The sequence below is a fragment of the Macrococcus hajekii genome (genome assembly GCF_004359505.1).
Lineage (GTDB): Bacteria > Bacillota > Bacilli > Staphylococcales > Staphylococcaceae > Macrococcus > Macrococcus hajekii.
In genome coordinates this window covers 62442-78645 of the sequence record NZ_SCWE01000005.1, presented here as the reverse complement: position 1 = coordinate 78645, position 16204 = coordinate 62442, and the positions used below count along the sequence as shown (strand labels likewise).

General features: G+C 40.7%; 19 protein-coding genes and 1 other annotated feature. All 19 genes read left to right on the top strand.

Annotated features, from left to right (window positions below; genetic code table 11):
* Positions 1-7: 7 nt before the first annotated feature.
* The 19 genes from ERX37_RS10235 (at position 8) to rpoB (ending at position 16133) form a co-directional block, all read left to right on the top strand.
* Positions 8-1060: a PIN/TRAM domain-containing protein gene (locus tag ERX37_RS10235; RefSeq protein ID WP_133430584.1), complete on the top strand. Its 1053-nt coding sequence runs from the start codon at positions 8-10 to the stop codon at positions 1058-1060.
* Entirely contained in the window at positions 1060-1734 is a 675-nt protein-coding gene (gene ispD / locus ERX37_RS10230) for a 2-C-methyl-D-erythritol 4-phosphate cytidylyltransferase (protein WP_133430583.1), read from the top strand. Before ERX37_RS10235 ends, ispD begins: the two co-directional genes overlap by 1 nt.
* Complete coding sequence (gene ispF, locus ERX37_RS10225) at positions 1734-2213, top strand: 2-C-methyl-D-erythritol 2,4-cyclodiphosphate synthase (protein ID WP_133430582.1); 480 nt, start codon at positions 1734-1736, stop codon at positions 2211-2213. The genes ispD and ispF overlap by 1 nt, the downstream gene beginning before the upstream one ends.
* A 15-nt stretch (positions 2214-2228) precedes the next feature.
* Positions 2229-3683, top strand: a complete 1455-nt coding sequence (gene gltX / locus ERX37_RS10220; RefSeq protein WP_133430581.1) for a glutamate--tRNA ligase — start codon at positions 2229-2231, stop codon at positions 3681-3683.
* 223 nt (positions 3684-3906) lie between these two features.
* On the top strand, positions 3907-4548 hold the full coding sequence (cysE, locus tag ERX37_RS10215) for a serine O-acetyltransferase (protein WP_133430580.1): 642 nt from the start codon (positions 3907-3909) through the stop codon (positions 4546-4548).
* Positions 4532-5926 carry a cysteine--tRNA ligase gene (gene cysS / locus ERX37_RS10210; protein WP_133430579.1) on the top strand — a complete coding sequence of 465 codons (1395 nt, stop codon included), beginning with the start codon at positions 4532-4534 and terminating at the stop codon, positions 5924-5926. Before cysE ends, cysS begins: the two co-directional genes overlap by 17 nt.
* Positions 5919-6320: a Mini-ribonuclease 3 gene (locus ERX37_RS10205; protein WP_133430578.1), complete on the top strand. Its 402-nt coding sequence runs from the start codon at positions 5919-5921 to the stop codon at positions 6318-6320. The genes cysS and ERX37_RS10205 overlap by 8 nt, the downstream gene beginning before the upstream one ends.
* A complete protein-coding gene (rlmB, locus tag ERX37_RS10200; RefSeq protein WP_133430577.1) occupies positions 6317-7051 on the top strand; it encodes a 23S rRNA (guanosine(2251)-2'-O)-methyltransferase RlmB in 735 nt (244 codons plus the stop codon). The genes ERX37_RS10205 and rlmB overlap by 4 nt, the downstream gene beginning before the upstream one ends.
* Positions 7051-7569: an NYN domain-containing protein gene (locus ERX37_RS10195; RefSeq protein ID WP_133430576.1), complete on the top strand. Its 519-nt coding sequence runs from the start codon at positions 7051-7053 to the stop codon at positions 7567-7569. The genes rlmB and ERX37_RS10195 overlap by 1 nt, the downstream gene beginning before the upstream one ends.
* 78 nt (positions 7570-7647) lie before the next feature.
* Positions 7648-8262: a hypothetical protein gene (locus ERX37_RS10190; protein ID WP_133430575.1), complete on the top strand. Its 615-nt coding sequence runs from the start codon at positions 7648-7650 to the stop codon at positions 8260-8262.
* Between the two features lie 48 nt (positions 8263-8310).
* Positions 8311-8451 carry a 50S ribosomal protein L33 gene (rpmG, locus tag ERX37_RS10185; RefSeq protein WP_133430574.1) on the top strand — a complete coding sequence of 47 codons (141 nt, stop codon included), beginning with the start codon at positions 8311-8313 and terminating at the stop codon, positions 8449-8451.
* Between the two features lie 12 nt (positions 8452-8463).
* Positions 8464-8640 (top strand): preprotein translocase subunit SecE, encoded by a 177-nt coding sequence (gene secE / locus ERX37_RS10180; protein WP_133430573.1) that lies wholly within the window; start codon positions 8464-8466, stop codon positions 8638-8640.
* An 11-nt stretch (positions 8641-8651) separates the two neighbouring features.
* A complete protein-coding gene (gene nusG, locus ERX37_RS10175) occupies positions 8652-9197 on the top strand; it encodes a transcription termination/antitermination protein NusG (protein WP_133430572.1) in 546 nt (181 codons plus the stop codon).
* Positions 9198-9336: 139 nt separating this feature from the next.
* On the top strand, positions 9337-9759 hold the full coding sequence (rplK, locus tag ERX37_RS10170) for a 50S ribosomal protein L11 (RefSeq protein ID WP_133430571.1): 423 nt from the start codon (positions 9337-9339) through the stop codon (positions 9757-9759).
* Positions 9760-9859: 100 nt separating this feature from the next.
* A complete protein-coding gene (gene rplA / locus ERX37_RS10165; RefSeq protein ID WP_133430570.1) occupies positions 9860-10555 on the top strand; it encodes a 50S ribosomal protein L1 in 696 nt (231 codons plus the stop codon).
* Between the two features lie 32 nt (positions 10556-10587).
* Positions 10588-10712 (top strand) — a sequence feature (ribosomal protein L10 leader region).
* 36 nt (positions 10713-10748) lie between these two features.
* Positions 10749-11315, top strand: coding sequence for a 50S ribosomal protein L10 (gene rplJ / locus ERX37_RS10160; RefSeq protein ID WP_133430569.1), 567 nt, complete (start codon positions 10749-10751; stop codon positions 11313-11315).
* Between the two features lie 34 nt (positions 11316-11349).
* Positions 11350-11712 carry a 50S ribosomal protein L7/L12 gene (gene rplL, locus ERX37_RS10155; protein ID WP_133430568.1) on the top strand — a complete coding sequence of 121 codons (363 nt, stop codon included), beginning with the start codon at positions 11350-11352 and terminating at the stop codon, positions 11710-11712.
* A gap of 92 nt (positions 11713-11804) precedes the next feature.
* A complete protein-coding gene (locus ERX37_RS10150; RefSeq protein ID WP_133430567.1) occupies positions 11805-12404 on the top strand; it encodes a class I SAM-dependent methyltransferase in 600 nt (199 codons plus the stop codon).
* 186 nt (positions 12405-12590) lie between these two features.
* Positions 12591-16133, top strand: a complete 3543-nt coding sequence (gene rpoB, locus ERX37_RS10145) for a DNA-directed RNA polymerase subunit beta (protein WP_133430566.1) — start codon at positions 12591-12593, stop codon at positions 16131-16133.
* Positions 16134-16204: the final 71 nt, after the last annotated feature.

The window sequence follows — 16204 nt, the reverse complement described above, 5'->3', positions numbered from 1 at the left end:
TGAAACAATGTTAAAGCGACTGATAACACTGGTTTTTATTATAGTAGGTGCTTCACTCGGTATTTTCCTGGTGCCGGAAATTGTTCGATTGTTTGAGCTTGAGGTTCATCCGTTGCTGATGAATACATACGTAGATGGAATTATAGGCATTATTGTCTTCATGTTATTATTTTACTGGTTGATTGACAAAGTGGTGGCAATGATTGAAAGAAGTGAAGGATTACTGTTAAAAAGAAACTTTATGGAAATCATATTTGCGACACTGGGCATGATGATTGGTCTTGCCATCGCTTCGATGATCAGCTTAATTTTAGTCTCAATCGGTTTTTCCTTGCTTAGAAATATCATTCCGGTTGCCTTAGCGGTAATCTTAGGATATTTAGGCTTTCAAGTAGGACTCAAGAAGCGTGAGGAAATACAGAACCTGTTGCCTGAGCGTTTTCAAAGTCAGAAGCGTAAAGTGAATGATGCAGCAAAATTACTGGACACATCTGCTATTATTGATGGCCGAATTCTGGAAATTGTTAAATGTGGATTTATTGATGGCACTATTATAGTCCCTCAAGGGGTACTCGATGAATTACAGCTGATTGCAGATTCAACAGATGGGCTGAAGCGTGATAAAGGTCAACGTGGTCTTGATATCCTGGAGGAATTGCGTCAATCAGGGCATCCGGTTAAGATTGTATCCGGTCATAAGGAGATTCGCGAAGTTGACCAGCTGCTTGTGAAAATGGCAGCTGAATCTAAAGCAAGCGTCATCACAACAGATTACAATCTAAATAAAGTCTGTCGAGTACAAGGCATCAAAGTTTTGAATGTCAATGATTTATCTGAGGCAATCAAACCGGTTGTTCAGCAAGGCGATCGTTTCAAGCTGCTCATTACTAAAACCGGTAAAGAAGAAAATCAAGGTGTAGGTTACTTGGAAGATGGTACGATGGTGGTTGTCGATCATGCAAAACAAAATATCGGAGAAGAACGTCAAGTAGAAGTACAGACGATTCTTCAGACGGCATCAGGCCGCATCATTTTTACGAAGAAAGTAGCAGACAAGTAATGTATACAGTAATTATTCCAGCTGCCGGACAAGGAAAAAGGATGGGCAGCACTAAAAATAAAGTGCTGCTTGAATTGAATGGTAAGCCGATTATTTACCATACCGTTTCAATATTTGAAAAGGACATCAACTGTGCAGCAGTCTATCTGGCAGCCCGTGAAGAAGAAATTGCGTATTTAAAAGATTTGCTCAAGGACTGCTCGAAGGTAAAAGGTATTATGGTCGGTGGCAGTGAACGACAGTATAGCATCTATAACGTGCTGAAAAATATACCGCAGTGTGAAATAGTGATGGTTCACGATGCAGCACGTCCGTTCGTTTCACATGAAACATTGCAGGTCTTGTATGACGCGACAGCTGAAAAACAGGCAGTGATTGCTGCTGTACCAGTGAAAGACACGATTAAAATGGTAAGTGATTCAGTCATTGAAAGAACGTTGAATAGAGCGGCTTTATGGCAAGTTCAGACACCGCAATCTTTTGATTATAGATTGCTGCTAAATGCATACAGAGCAGCAGAACAGGATGATTTTCTTGGAACAGATGATGCCTCTCTCGTTGAACGACTAGGAGAAAGTGTCTCTGTCATTGAAAGTGATTATGATAATATTAAACTGACAACGCCTGAAGACTTATACTTTGCTGAAGCAATAATGAAGAAAAGAGGGATATGATGTTCAGAATTGGATATGGCTATGACGTGCACCAGCTCGTTGAAGGACGGAAACTCATCATCGGCGGGTTAGAGATTCCTCATGATAAAGGTCTTCTTGGTCATAGTGATGCTGACGTATTGCTCCATGCTATTACCGACGCTATGCTCGGTGCAGCAGCATTAGGGGATATCGGCAAGCTTTTCCCGGATACAGATATGGCCTTCAAGGATGCCGATTCTAAAATTTTACTGACAGAATCTTATCAGGCTGTCAAAGATAAAGGCTATGTGATAGGCAATATAGATGCGACTATCATTGCAGAAAAACCTAAATTTCGTCCGCATATGGATACAATCAGGCAGATCATTGCAGATTCACTGGTGATTGAGCTTGATCAAGTTAATATTAAAGCAACGACTAATGAGAAAATGGGATATCTGGGCAGAGAAGAGGGAATTGCTGCACAGGCTGTGATATTATTGAATCAAACTAATTAAATTGGAGTGACATAAATGGATAAAGTAAGAGTAAGATATGCACCGTCACCAACAGGATTCCTGCATATCGGTAATGCACGTACAGCATTATTCAATTATTTATTTGCTAAACACTATAACGGAGATTTCATCGTTCGTATTGAAGACACTGATACAGCACGTAATGTAGAAGGCGGAGAAGAATCTCAGCTGCGCTACTTAAAATGGCTGGGTCTTGAGTGGGATGAATCTGTCGATAAAGATGGCGGATATGGTCCTTACCGCCAGTCTGAGCGTGCGCATATTTATAATCCGATTGTAGAGCAGCTCCTTGCTGAAGATAAGGCTTACCGCTGCTATATGACATCTGAGGAGCTGGAAGCTGAGCGTGAGGAACAGCAGGCTCGTGGAGAAATGCCTCGTTATGGTGGTCAGCATGCTCATCTGACGAAAGAAGAAGAAGAAGCGTTCATCGCTGAAGGTCGTCAGCCAAGTATTCGTTTCCGTGTGCCTGAAGGCAAGACGTATACATTCACGGATATGGTTAAAGGTGATGTATCATTTGAATCAGATGGTATCGGTGACTGGGTCATTGTTAAGAAGGATGGTATCCCCACTTATAACTTCGCAGTTGCAATCGATGATCACTTCATGGAAATATCCCATGTTATCCGTGGTGACGATCATATTTCAAATACACCGAAGCAAATCATGATTTATGAAGCACTGGGTTATGATGTGCCGACTTTCGGTCATATGACTTTAATTGTTAATGAAGAGCGTAAAAAATTGTCAAAACGCGATGGTTCTATCATTCAATTTATTGAGCAGTATCATGACCTCGGCTACTTACCAGAGGCACTCTTTAATTTCATTGGTTTACTTGGCTGGTCTCCAGTCGGTGAAGAAGAGATTTTCTCTAAAGAACAGTTTATTGAAATGTTTGATGAGAAACGTCTGAGCAAGTCACCTGCTTTCTTCGATAAAGTGAAGCTTGCATGGATCAATAATCAATACATGAAAGAGAAAGATCTTGATACGGTATTTGAAATGACATTACCACATATGAAAAAGGCAGAACTGATTGCAGAGAATCCTTCAGAAGAAGAGCTGGAATGGGCAAAAGAGCTCGTAGGACTTTATCAGCAGCAGATGAGTTACGCGGGTGAAATCGTCGAATTGTCAGAACTCTTTTTCAAAGATGAACTGCAGCTGGATGCAGAAGCAACGGAAGTTGTTAATGGTGAACAAGTACCGGAACTGATGCGAGTATTGAGAGAGAAGTTATCAGAACTGGATAAATTCGATGCCGCTTCAATTAAAGCAACTATAAAAGCCGTGCAGAAAGAAACGGGCATTAAAGGTAAAAACTTATTCATGCCTATTCGTGTTGTTGTATCAGGTCAGACACATGGTCCGGAATTACCGAATACGATGGAACTCCTGGGGAAAGATAAAGTACTTGAACGTATTGAACCTTACACAGTATAATAAAATGTAGGAAGACATAGTAAATTAAGACTGTCTGAGAGAGAGCGTCTGGTCGGTGGAAAGACGTGGCAGAATTAATTGAATGCACCTTCCGTATTGAATTTTATATATTAATGAGTGAATGGCTCTGCCATTTGATGAAGAGTGGAACCGTGTTTATTACAGACACCTCTGACGATTATTCGTCTGAGGTGTCTTTTTATATAAGGGGGAAGGTGAGAAATTGTTCAATCGTATTAAAGAGGATATTGCGATGGTATTCGAACAAGATCCGGCAGCAAGAAGTAGTATTGAAGTTTTTCTGACGTATTCAGGTCTGCATGCTATCTGGTGGCATCTTATTGCTCACCGGTTATTTAAGCGTAAGAGATACTTTTCAGCACGTGCTATCAGTCAGTTCTCCCGCTTTATGACAGGTATTGAAATTCATCCGGGAGCTCAAATTGGCCGTCGACTGTTCATAGACCACGGTATGGGCATTGTGATCGGTGAAACATGCACGATTGGAGATAATGTCACCATTTATCAAGGGGTGACATTAGGAGGTACCGGCAAAGAATCAGGGAAACGTCACCCGGATATCGGAGACAATGTGCTGATAGCAGCAGGTGCCAAGGTTTTAGGTAATATACAGATCGGCAATAATGTGAATATCGGTGCGAACTCTGTCGTACTGAAAAATGTGCCGGATTATAGCACGGTAGTAGGTATTCCGGGTCATATCGTCAAACATCAAGGTAAACGTGTAGGTAAAAGTTTTGATCATACCCAGTTACCTGACCCGCTTTATGAAAAGTTAAGAGAACTTGAACGACATATTGATAAAGTCAAGAATGGAGAGATTACAGATGATTACGTTATATAATACACTCACTAGAAAAAAGGAACCGTTTGAGCCACTGGAAGAAGGCAAAGTGAAAATGTATGTCTGCGGTCCGACGGTTTATAACTACATCCATATAGGGAACGCGCGTCCTGCTATCAGCTTTGATGTCGTCCGTCGCTATTTCGAATACAAAGGTTTCGACGTAAATTATGTATCAAACTTCACAGATGTGGATGACAAGCTGATTAAAGCGGCGAATGAACTGGGCTCGACTGTGCCGGAAGTGGCAGATCGTTTTATTGAAGCTTACTTTGAAGATACTCAGGCGCTTAACTGTAAACCTGCCACTGCACATCCACGTGTAATGGAACATATGGATGATATCATCGAATTTATCAAAGTACTGATTGATAAAGACTACGCTTATGCAAATGGCGGAGATGTTTATTTCCGCACAAGAAAGTTTGATGGCTATGGTAAGCTGAGTCAGCAATCAATCGATGAGTTAAAGGTGGGTGCACGCATCCAGCAAGGCGAATTGAAGGATGATGCACTGGACTTTGCACTTTGGAAAGCAGCTAAACCAGGAGAAATAAAGTGGGATAGCCCATGGGGAGAAGGTCGTCCAGGCTGGCATATTGAATGTTCTGTGATGGCGCGTAAATTGCTCGGTGACACTATTGATATCCATGCAGGAGGCAGCGATTTAGCATTTCCGCATCACGAGAATGAAATTGCTCAATCGGAAGCTCATAATGATAAAACCTTTGCGCGCTACTGGCTACATAATGGCTTCATTAATATCGATAATGAGAAGATGAGTAAATCGTTAGGTAACTTTATTCTTGTACACGATATCATCAAGGAAGTAGATCCGGATGTATTACGTTTCTTCATAATCAGCGTACACTATCGCAATCCGATTAACTACAATAGAGAGCTTGTTGCAAGTGCGAAAGCTGGTCTTGAACGTATCCAGAATGCCTATCATGCACTGAAGGAACGTCAATCCATGTCTGTTGATATCGCCGATGATCAATCAGTGATAGAAGAGATCAACCAGATCCTCAACCATTTTGAAACAGCGATGGATGATGATTTTAATACAGCCAATGCAGTGACGAGCTGGTATGAACTTGCGAAAGCGGCAAATGTCTATAATCAGCGTTCAACAACAGATCAAGCCGTCATCAGCCGATTTATTGAAGTGTTTGATATTTTCAGCAGTGTGCTCGGTGTTAATCTTGATATGAAAGAAGAATTACTGGATGACGAGATTGAAGTATTGATTGAAGAACGACAGACAGCGAGAAAAAACAAAGATTTCGCCCGTGCTGATGAGATTCGTGATTTACTGAAAGATAAAAATATCATCCTTGAAGATACTTCTCAAGGTGTGAGGTTCCGTCGTGGCTGAACGGGCACATCTCTATAATCCGCTGACCCTTGCTTACTTAGGCGATGCTTTACTTGATCTGCATGTGAGAACACATGTCATCATGCGTCTTAAAGCTAAACCTAACACTTTGCACAGGGCAACAACTTTCTACGTTTCTGCTAAAAGTCAGGCCCAGACATTTGATGCACTGGTTGCTGAGTCATACTTTACAGAAGCGGAGTACGATGTATTGATGAGAGGTCGTAACGCTAAAAGTCATACGAAAGCTAAAAATACAGATGTTCTGACTTATAAAAAGAGTACTGCCCTGGAGGCTGTTATCGGTTACCTGAAATTAGCGGGAGAAGATGACAGGCTCCAGCATTTACTGGAGCGAATAGTCGAACTCTGCGAGGAGAGAGAACCGAAATGAATGAAGATATCATTGTAGGGCGTCATGCCGTTAAAAGTGCCGCCCAAGCTGAGCGTGAAATCAATAAAGTTTATATTCAGGAAGGGATTAATAAACAGCAGATAAAACCTATCCTCGATATACTGAAAGACCGTCATATTATGGTGCAGCAAGTACCAAAAAGTAAGCTTGATCAAATGAGTGACGTGCCGCATCAAGGAATCGCAGCACAGATTTCGCCTTACGACTATATGGAAGTGGAAGATTTTCTTGAGCGAGTTAAAGGTAAGTTATCAACGGTAATGATTCTCGATGGACTGGAAGACCCTCATAACCTCGGCTCTATTATTCGTACTGCGGATGCCATTGGAGTAGACGGAATCATCATACCAAAGCGTCGGTCAGTTACGTTGAATTCAACAGTCGTAAAAGCATCAACGGGGGCAGTTGAACATGTACCGGTGATGCGCGTCACTAACCTTGCGCAGACTATCGATAAACTGAAAGAAGCAGGCTTCTGGGTATGCGGTACAGATGCAAAAAAATCTATTGATTATCGTCAGATGGATGCGGGTATGCCACTCGCGATTGTCATTGGCTCTGAGGGTGAAGGCATGAGCCGTCTCGTTAAAGATAAATGCGATTTTCTTGTCCATCTGCCTATGATCGGCCATGTTAATAGTCTGAACGCATCTGTTGCAGCGAGCCTTCTGATGTATGAAGTCTATAGAAAACGAACACCGCTTGACTGATGAAAAAGCACTATACTATTGTAGATGGCTATAATGTCATCGGACAGAGTGAAACGTTGAAGCAGATAGCTCAAACTTCTCTTGAAGAAGCAAGGAAAGCACTGCTGTTGTCTCTCGTTAACTATAATGCAAGACAGCAGGCAGAACTTTACTGCGTTTTTGATGCCTATAATACAGGCAGTAACGAAGCAAGGGAATATTTTCATGGTATTCAGATTATCTACTCCAAAAAAGACGAAACAGCAGATGCAGTCATCGAGCGGCTTGTCTATGATCTATATGATAAACACATTACACGTATAACAGTTGTAACGAGTGATTTATCAGAGCAACACACGATTTTCGGCGCGGGTGCGCTTCGCATCTCTTCCCGTGAATTTTTAATTGAACTAGAGGAAGATAAGGTGATGCTGGAACAGGAACTTGAAGAAATGACACATCATCAGCCTCGCATGCGTATAGCAATAGATGAGGAGACGAAGAAGCGGCTGGAACAGATTAGACGGGGCTATAAGTAAATAATTTATCTTGACGGCAGCATTTGTTTAATGCTAAGTATGCGGTTAAAATAAAGTTAAAAACAAATGAGGTGTCATTTGAACATTCTGCTGACTTATATTTTTGAGCCGTTAGCTGATTACAGTGCAAAAAATGATGAAACTCTGGTCAGTGAAATTAAAAAAGGAAATGAACCGGCGTTTGAACTGCTGTCAGTCAGAATGAAGCCGCTGATTTATCATTGCGGCTTGCGTTATCCTCTGCTGGATATAGAGGAGGTACATCAAGATGCGCTCATTTTACTCTATCAGTCTGCGCTGCAATATGATGAAGAGAAGTGTGGTATTTTTCAGCCCTATTATTTAAAACTGCTTCATTATAGACTGGTGGACTGGGCAAGAAAAAATAGACAGCACCGGCACATGATGAGTCTGCAGCAGCCGCTGCACGTGGAACTATCGGATCAGCCCCTTGAAGCTATGCTGAGTGATTACAAGCCGACGCCTGAAAATATTAGTCTGTATAAAGAACTCTGGCTATCAATCAATCCTGTTACATTAGGATTGAGTCCACTAGAGCATCAGCTGCTGAAACATCTCATAGCGGGTGATGACATAACAGAATTCATGCGGAAACAGAAAAAGACAGAACGAATGGTGAGAAACGCACATACACGCCTGAAAAATAAGATTCTATCTCAGTTGATGCGTTGACAATTAATTCTTTAGGTTTTATATTAAATAAGATTAAGGAGAGTTAGAGTGAAAAAAGTCGCAATGAACTGTTCAAAGTGTGGGAGCCGCAATTATACAGTGATGAAAAGAGATTCAGAGACACGGCTGGAACTGAAAAAATACTGTAAGACGTGTGATGCGCACACGATTCATAAAGAATCAATTTAGGAGGCAATACGAATGCACAAAGAAAATTTCTTCCAGGGCGTTATATCAGAAATGAAAAAGACGACTTGGCCAACAGGCAAAGAAGTCGTACGTGATACAACGATTGTTGTACTGACCGTTCTATTTTTTATTCTATTCTTTTACGTCATCGATTTAGGTATTACAGAACTGATCAAGTTAATTAATTAAGGAGGCACATCATGTCAGAAGAAAGTAAAAAGCATTGGTATGCGGTTCATACGTATTCCGGTTACGAAAATAAGGTTAAAGATAACTTGGAAAAACGTCTTGAGTCCATGAATATGCAGGATCAAATCTTCCGCGTTGTGATTCCAGAAGAAGAAGAAACAACGATTAAAGATGGTAAACGCAAAACATCACTTAAGAAAACATTCCCAGGCTATGTTTTAGTAGAGCTCGTTATGACTGATGAATCATGGTATGTTGTCCGTAACACACCGGGGGTCACAGGTTTTGTTGGATCAGCAGGTGCAGGATCAAAGCCGAATCCTTTGCTACCAGACGAGGCAAGATTTATTCTGAAGTCGATGGGTATGTCAGAGAAAACGATTGATGTTGAACTTGAAACAGGTGAACAAGTCCGTATTACGTCAGGACCATTCACTAATCAAGTGGGCGAAATTAAAGAGATGGATGCTGAAAAATACAAATTAACAGTCCTTGTTGAATTATTCGGACGTGAAACACCGGTTGAAGTAGAATTCGATCAAGTTGAAAAACTATAATAAAATATTAAAAAATACACTTGCAATCGTTGTGAATAGATGGTATTATTTTGTGGTCGTGTCTAAAGCACGGTTGTTGAGTGGGAGGGTAAATATCATACCCTGTGACCACATCACGATATTATAGGAGGTGCACATCGTGGCTAAAAAAGTAATCAAAGTTGTTAAATTGCAAATTCCTGCAGGTAAAGCGAATCCAGCACCACCAGTTGGTCCAGCATTAGGTCAAGCGGGTGTAAACATCATGGGATTCTGTAAAGAATTTAACGCGCGTACTCAAGAACAAGCAGGTTTAATCATTCCAGTTGAAATTTCTGTATTTGAAGACCGTTCATTTACATTTATCACTAAAACTCCACCTGCAGCAGTATTACTGAAAAAAGCAGCTAAAGTTGAAAAAGGTTCAGGCGAACCTAATAAAAACAAAGTTGCAACAGTATCTGAAGATCAAGTGAGACAAATTGCTGAAGAAAAAATGGAAGACTTAAACGCAGCAAGCGTTGAAGCAGCAATGCGTATTATCGCTGGTACTGCTCGCAGCATGGGATTTGAAATTAAATAATAAACCGTTTTAAAAAAGCAGACGTCTGACGTCTGCTCTTGCATTGTTATGCAAGCGTGGGAGGAAATTCCGCTAAAACCACTATAAGGAGGAAATAATAATGGCTAAAAAAGGTAAAAAATATCAAGAAGCCGTGCAGAAAGTTGATGCTCAAAGCTTCTACTCAGTAGAAGAAGCAATTAAGCTCGCTAAAGAAACAAGCACAGTTAATTTTGATGCTTCAGTTGAAGTTGCATTCCGTCTAGGAATCGACACTCGTAAAAATGATCAGCAGATCCGTGGTGCAGTTGTACTGCCAAACGGTACTGGTAAAACACAACGTGTATTAGTCTTCGCTAAAGGTGAAAAACTTAAAGAAGCAGAAGCAGCAGGCGCTGACTATGTAGGCGATACTGAGTACATCAACAAAATCAACCAAGGTTGGTTCGACTTTGATGTTATCGTTGCAACACCAGACATGATGGGTGAAGTGGGTAAATTAGGACGTGTACTTGGACCTAAAGGTTTAATGCCTAACCCTAAAACAGGTACAGTAACAATGGATGTTACTAAAGCTGTTAACGAAATCAAAGCGGGTAAAGTTGAATACCGTGCTGAAAAAGCGGGTATCGTACATGCAGCAATCGGTAAAGTATCATTTGATGAAGCAAAATTAATTGAGAACTTCAACACAATTAAAGATGTATTAGCGAAAGCTAAACCAGCATCATCTAAAGGTACTTACTTCAAAACTGTTGCAGTTTCTACAACTATGGGCCCTGGTATCAAAATCGACCCATCAGAAATCCGCAACTAATATATTGACAAATATCAGATTGCACGTTATAGTGTAATTTGTATTTATAACCTAAGACAGCAGGGGCTTTGCGCTTAATCATCCTGCCGAGGTGAAAAATGACTTGAATCTTCAAGCACTTTTTACCATGGGTGAAAAGTGCTTTTTTAATTAATATTAAAAAAGCACGAAAAATCTTAATGGAGGTGTCAGAATGTCTAAAGTAGTTGAACTTAAACAACAAAAAGCTGATTTGATTACTGAACAGTTCAATAATTCAGTATCTACTATCATCGTTGACTACCGTGGTTTAACAGTTGCGCAAGTAACTGAACTGCGTAAACAACTTCGCGAAGCAGGCATCGAGTTTAAAGTATACAAAAATACTTTAGTACGTCGTGCAGCAGTTGCAGCTGGAATCGAAGGAATTGAAGAATTCTTAACAGGACCTAACGCTATTGCATTCTCTAACGAGGAAGTCGTAGCACCAGCTAAAATCATCGCTGAATTTGCAAAAGAAAACGAAAAATTAGAAATCAAAGCCGGCATCATTGAAGGTAAAGTAACTTCTGTTGAAGAAGTTAAAGCTATCGCATCTTTACCATCAAAAGAAGGTCTTATCTCTATGGTACTTTCAGTATTACAAGCACCAATGAGAAACTTCGCTTATGCTGTTAAAGCAGTAGGCGAACAGAAAGAAACAGGAACAGAAGCCGCAGCGCCAGCTGAAGCACCTGCAGCAGAAGAAACTGCAGAAGTATCTGAAACACCAGAAGCATAAAAAATAAAACTTAAAAAAACGGAGGAAATCAATCATGTCTAACGAAAAAATTATTGAAATGATTAAAGAAATGTCAGTATTAGAATTAAACGACTTAGTAAAAGCAATTGAAGAAGAATTCGGCGTAACAGCAGCAGCTCCTGTAGCAGCAGCTGGTGCAGCAGGTGGCGCAGCTGAAGCTGAGCAAACTGAATTCACAGTAGAATTAGTGTCTGCTGGCGCTTCAAAAATCAAAGTTGTTAAAGCTGTTAAAGAAGCAACTGGTCTTGGCTTAAAAGAAGCTAAAGAAGTAGTAGACAATGCTCCTAAAGCTGTTAAAGAAGGCGTTTCTAAAGACGAAGCTGAAGAATTAAAAGCTAAATTAGAAGAAGCTGGCGCAACTGTAGAAGTTAAATAATTGTCACTTCCATACAAAACCCGTTATGATAATAACGGGTTTTGTTTTTGTATTTAAATTGAGTAAATCACAGTTCTCATGGGAGGCTATCAATGAGTCACTACTATAGTGAAGAGCAGAATGTTGCTTCAAATCCTGTTCACTTTACATATACATATGAAGAAAGCAAGCTGGAACTTAAGACAGATAGCGGTGTTTTTTCAAAGGGCAGCATCGATTTTGGTTCTGATCTGCTTGTCAGAGTGTTTCTGAAAGAAAGTGTCGGTGATGCATCGATACTGGATGTAGGATGTGGTTATGGACCGATCGGCTTGATGGTTGCAAAAATTCATCCTGAAAATCGTGTTCATATGATTGATGTGAATGGCCGGGCGCTTGAATTAGCGCAGTTGAATGCGCAAAACAATGGCATCTCAAATGTTACAATCTACAAAAGTGATGCACTTGACTCTGTTGCTTCATCGTTCGACGCAGTTCTGACCAACCCGCCGATTCGTGCAGGCAAAGAGGTAGTCAATAAAATACTCGATCAGAGTTACGACAAATTGAATACTAAGGGTGCGCTGTATGTTGTTATTCAGAAGAAGCAAGGTATGCCATCTGCAAAGAAACGTATGACTGAGCTATTTGGTAATATTGAAGTGCTAGCAAAAGATAAAGGTTATTATATTTTAAAGAGTGTAAAAGGTTGACTAGCAACTTGTCGTCTGTTATAGTAATAGAATGTTAAATTTTAAATTCAATAAGTATGTACTTTTCTAGCTCATATTAGCAAGATGGAGACAGTCATATATGGTGAAAATGGAGTTAATATGAATTCCGTTTTCTTTTTGTCTTATGAGCAAGTGAGTCATTACAATCTTTGAGGGGTGAATCTGTTGACAGGTCAACTTATCCAGTACGGAAGACATCGTGAGCGTAGAAGTTACGCCCGTATCTCCGAAATTTTAGAATTACCGAACTTAATCGAGATTCAAACGAAATCTTATGAATGGTTCCTTGAAGAAGGCCTTCTTGAAATGTTCCGTGACATTTCTCCTATTGAAGACTTCACAGGCAACCTATCACTTGAGTTCGTAGACTATAGACTTGGCGAACCTAAATATGATTTAGATGAAGCTAAAAATCGCGATGCGACTTATTCTGCACCTTTACGTGTTAAAGTTCGTCTAATCATTAAAGAAACAGGTGAAGTGAAAGAACAGGAAGTCTTCATGGGTGATTTCCCATTGATGACAGATACAGGCACATTCGTTATCAATGGTGCTGAACGTGTTATTGTATCACAGCTTGTCCGCTCCCCTTCTGTTTACTTCAACGATAAAGTCGATAAGAACGGTAAAGTAAGTTTCGGTGCAACTGTCATTCCGAACCGTGGTGCATGGCTTGAATATGAAACAGATGCGAAAGATATCGTATATGTTCGTATTGACCGTACACGTAAATTACCAATTACTGTTCTTTTGCGTGCACTTGGTTTCTCAAGTGATCAGGAAATTATCGATTTATTAGGTGACAATGAATTTCTACGTAATGCCCTTGATAAAGATAATACTGATTCAGTTGAATCAGCGTTACTTGAAATATATGAACGTCTACGCCCAGGTGAACCACCTACAGTAGATAATGCGAGAAGTCTTCTTTATTCTCGTTTTTTCGACCCAAAACGCTATGATTTAGCAAGTGTTGGTCGTTATAAAATGAACAAAAAACTTCATCTTAAGCACCGTCTGTTTAACCAGACACTTGCTGAGCCGATTGTTGACGTTGAAACAGGTGAAATCGTTGCTGAAGAAGGGACATTGCTTGACCGTCGTAATTTAGATCAGATTATCGATGTACTTGAAAACAATGCAAACCTGAAAGTGTATGAGCTTGATAATGGTTTACTTGATGAACCTGTTGAGATGCAGTCTATCAAAGTCTACATTCCTGGCGATGAAGAGAAACGTACAACAACAATCATTGGTAATGCCTTCCCTGATGAGGAAGTGAAGAGCATTACACCAGCTGATATCATTTCTTCAATCAGCTACTTCTTCAACTTACTGCATGGCGTCGGCTTCACAGATGATATCGATCACTTAGGTAACCGTCGTCTGCGTTCAGTCGGTGAATTACTGCAGAATCAGTTCCGTATCGGTTTATCACGTATGGAACGTGTCGTGCGCGAGCGTATGAGTATTCAGGACACTGAATCTATCACACCACAGCAATTGATCAATATCCGTCCAGTGATTGCATCTATTAAAGAATTCTTTGGTAGCTCACAGTTATCACAGTTCATGGACCAGGCGAATCCATTAGCGGAATTAACGCACAAACGTCGTTTATCTGCCTTAGGACCCGGCGGTTTAACTCGTGAACGTGCTGGTATGGAAGTACGTGACGTCCACTATTCTCACTATGGTCGTATGTGTCCAATCGAGACACCTGAGGGACCTAACATCGGTCTGATCAACTCATTATCAAGTTATGCGCGTGTGAATGAATTTGGTTTCATTGAAACGCCGTACCGCAAAGTTGATATTGAAACGAACCGTGTTACAGATCAGATTGACTACTTAACAGCTGATGAAGAAGATGCCTATGTAGTGGCACAGGCGAATTCAGTATTAGATGAAGAAGGTCATTTCGTTAATGAGGAAGTTGTCTGTCGTTTCCGCGGCGATAATACGAAGATGCCACGTACACGTATGGATTATATGGATGTATCACCGAAACAGGTTGTATCGGCTGCGACTGCATGTATTCCGTTCTTAGAAAACGATGACTCTAACCGTGCATTGATGGGTGCGAACATGCAACGTCAAGCAGTGCCTCTTATGAACCCTGAAGCGCCGTTCGTCGGCACAGGTATGGAACACGTTGCTGCGCGTGACTCTGGTGCAGCGGTTGTTGCTAAATATAAAGGACGTGTTGAACACGTTGAAGCACGTCAAATTAAAGTCCGTCGTATCGTTGAAGAAGGCGGCAAAGAAATCGAAACAGATTTAGATACTTACAAATTATCTAAATTTGCTCGTTCAAACTCAGGAACATGTTATAACCAGCGTCCAATCGTTGCAGTTGGTGACGTTGTGACAAAAGGCGAAATTTTAGCAGATGGTCCTTCTATGGAACTCGGTGAGATGGCACTTGGTCGTAACGTTGTTGTCGGTTTCATGACATGGGATGGTTATAACTACGAGGATGCGGTTATCATGAGTGAGCGTCTCGTTAAAGATGACGTGTATACATCTATTCATATTGAAGAATATGAGTCAGAAGCTCGTGATACTAAACTTGGACCTGAAGAGATTACACGTGATATTCCAAACGTTTCAGATAACGCTCTTAAAAACTTAGATGACCGCGGTATTATTTACGTAGGTGCTGAAGTTAAAGATGGCGATATCCTAGTCGGTAAAGTAACACCTAAAGGGGTTACTGAATTGACAGCTGAAGAACGTTTATTACATGCAATTTTCGGTGAAAAAGCGCGTGAAGTACGTGATACTTCCCTTCGTGTACCACATGGTGCAGGTGGTATTGTACTTGATGTTAAAGTCTTTAATCGTGAGGATGGCGATGAGTTATCACCTGGTGTGAATCAATTGGTCCGCGTCTACATCGTACAGAAACGTAAAATCCATGTAGGGGATAAAATGTGTGGTCGTCACGGTAATAAAGGGGTTATCTCCCGTATCTTACCTGAAGAAGATATGCCATTTATGCCTGATGGTCGTCCAATCGATATCATGCTTAATCCCCTGGGTGTACCGTCTCGTATGAATATCGGACAAGTACTTGAATTGCATTTAGGTATGGCTGCTAAATATTTAGGCTTACACGTTGCATCTCCTGTCTTTGATGGAGCGAACGATGAAGATGTATGGTCAACAATTGAAGAAGCAGGTATGGCCCGTGATGGTAAGACAGTCCTTTATGACGGTCGTACAGGTGAACCATTCGACAACCGTGTATCAGTCGGCGTGATGTACATGCTGAAACTTGCTCACATGGTTGACGATAAACTCCATGCACGTTCAACTGGACCTTACTCACTTGTTACTCAGCAGCCACTGGGTGGTAAAGCTCAGTTCGGTGGTCAGCGTTTCGGTGAGATGGAAGTATGGGCACTTGAAGCATACGGTGCTGCATATACCTTACAAGAAATCCTGACTTATAAATCAGATGATACAGTCGGCCGTGTTAAAACTTATGAAGCAATCGTTAAAGGTGAGAATATTCCGAAACCAGGTGTTCCTGAATCATTCCGCGTATTGATGAAAGAACTTCAAAGTTTAGGTCTTGACGTTAAAGTGATGGATAATAAGGATGAAGAAATCGAAATGCGTGACCTTGAGGATGACGATTACAATGATAATAAAATCAATTTAAACGTACCTCAGGAAACAACTGAAGTAACTGAAAAATAATTCTGACGATGTACTTTTGACTTGAGATATAACGGCGTTATATCTCTTTTCAAAAGCACGCTTTTAATATA

Coding starts and splice junctions, on each gene's coding strand:
- rplJ (WP_133430569.1), top strand. CDS start 10,749: ATGTCTAAAGTAGTTGAACTTAAACAACAAAAAGCTGATTTGATTACT.
- ispF (WP_133430582.1), top strand. CDS start 1,734: ATGTTCAGAATTGGATATGGCTATGACGTGCACCAGCTCGTTGAAGGA.
- cysS (WP_133430579.1), top strand. CDS start 4,532: ATGATTACGTTATATAATACACTCACTAGAAAAAAGGAACCGTTTGAG.
- nusG (WP_133430572.1), top strand. CDS start 8,652: ATGTCAGAAGAAAGTAAAAAGCATTGGTATGCGGTTCATACGTATTCC.
- gltX (WP_133430581.1), top strand. CDS start 2,229: ATGGATAAAGTAAGAGTAAGATATGCACCGTCACCAACAGGATTCCTG.
- rplL (WP_133430568.1), top strand. CDS start 11,350: ATGTCTAACGAAAAAATTATTGAAATGATTAAAGAAATGTCAGTATTA.
- ERX37_RS10235 (WP_133430584.1), top strand. CDS start 8: ATGTTAAAGCGACTGATAACACTGGTTTTTATTATAGTAGGTGCTTCA.
- rlmB (WP_133430577.1), top strand. CDS start 6,317: ATGAATGAAGATATCATTGTAGGGCGTCATGCCGTTAAAAGTGCCGCC.
- ERX37_RS10195 (WP_133430576.1), top strand. CDS start 7,051: ATGAAAAAGCACTATACTATTGTAGATGGCTATAATGTCATCGGACAG.
- rplA (WP_133430570.1), top strand. CDS start 9,860: ATGGCTAAAAAAGGTAAAAAATATCAAGAAGCCGTGCAGAAAGTTGAT.
- ERX37_RS10150 (WP_133430567.1), top strand. CDS start 11,805: ATGAGTCACTACTATAGTGAAGAGCAGAATGTTGCTTCAAATCCTGTT.
- secE (WP_133430573.1), top strand. CDS start 8,464: ATGCACAAAGAAAATTTCTTCCAGGGCGTTATATCAGAAATGAAAAAG.
- ispD (WP_133430583.1), top strand. CDS start 1,060: ATGTATACAGTAATTATTCCAGCTGCCGGACAAGGAAAAAGGATGGGC.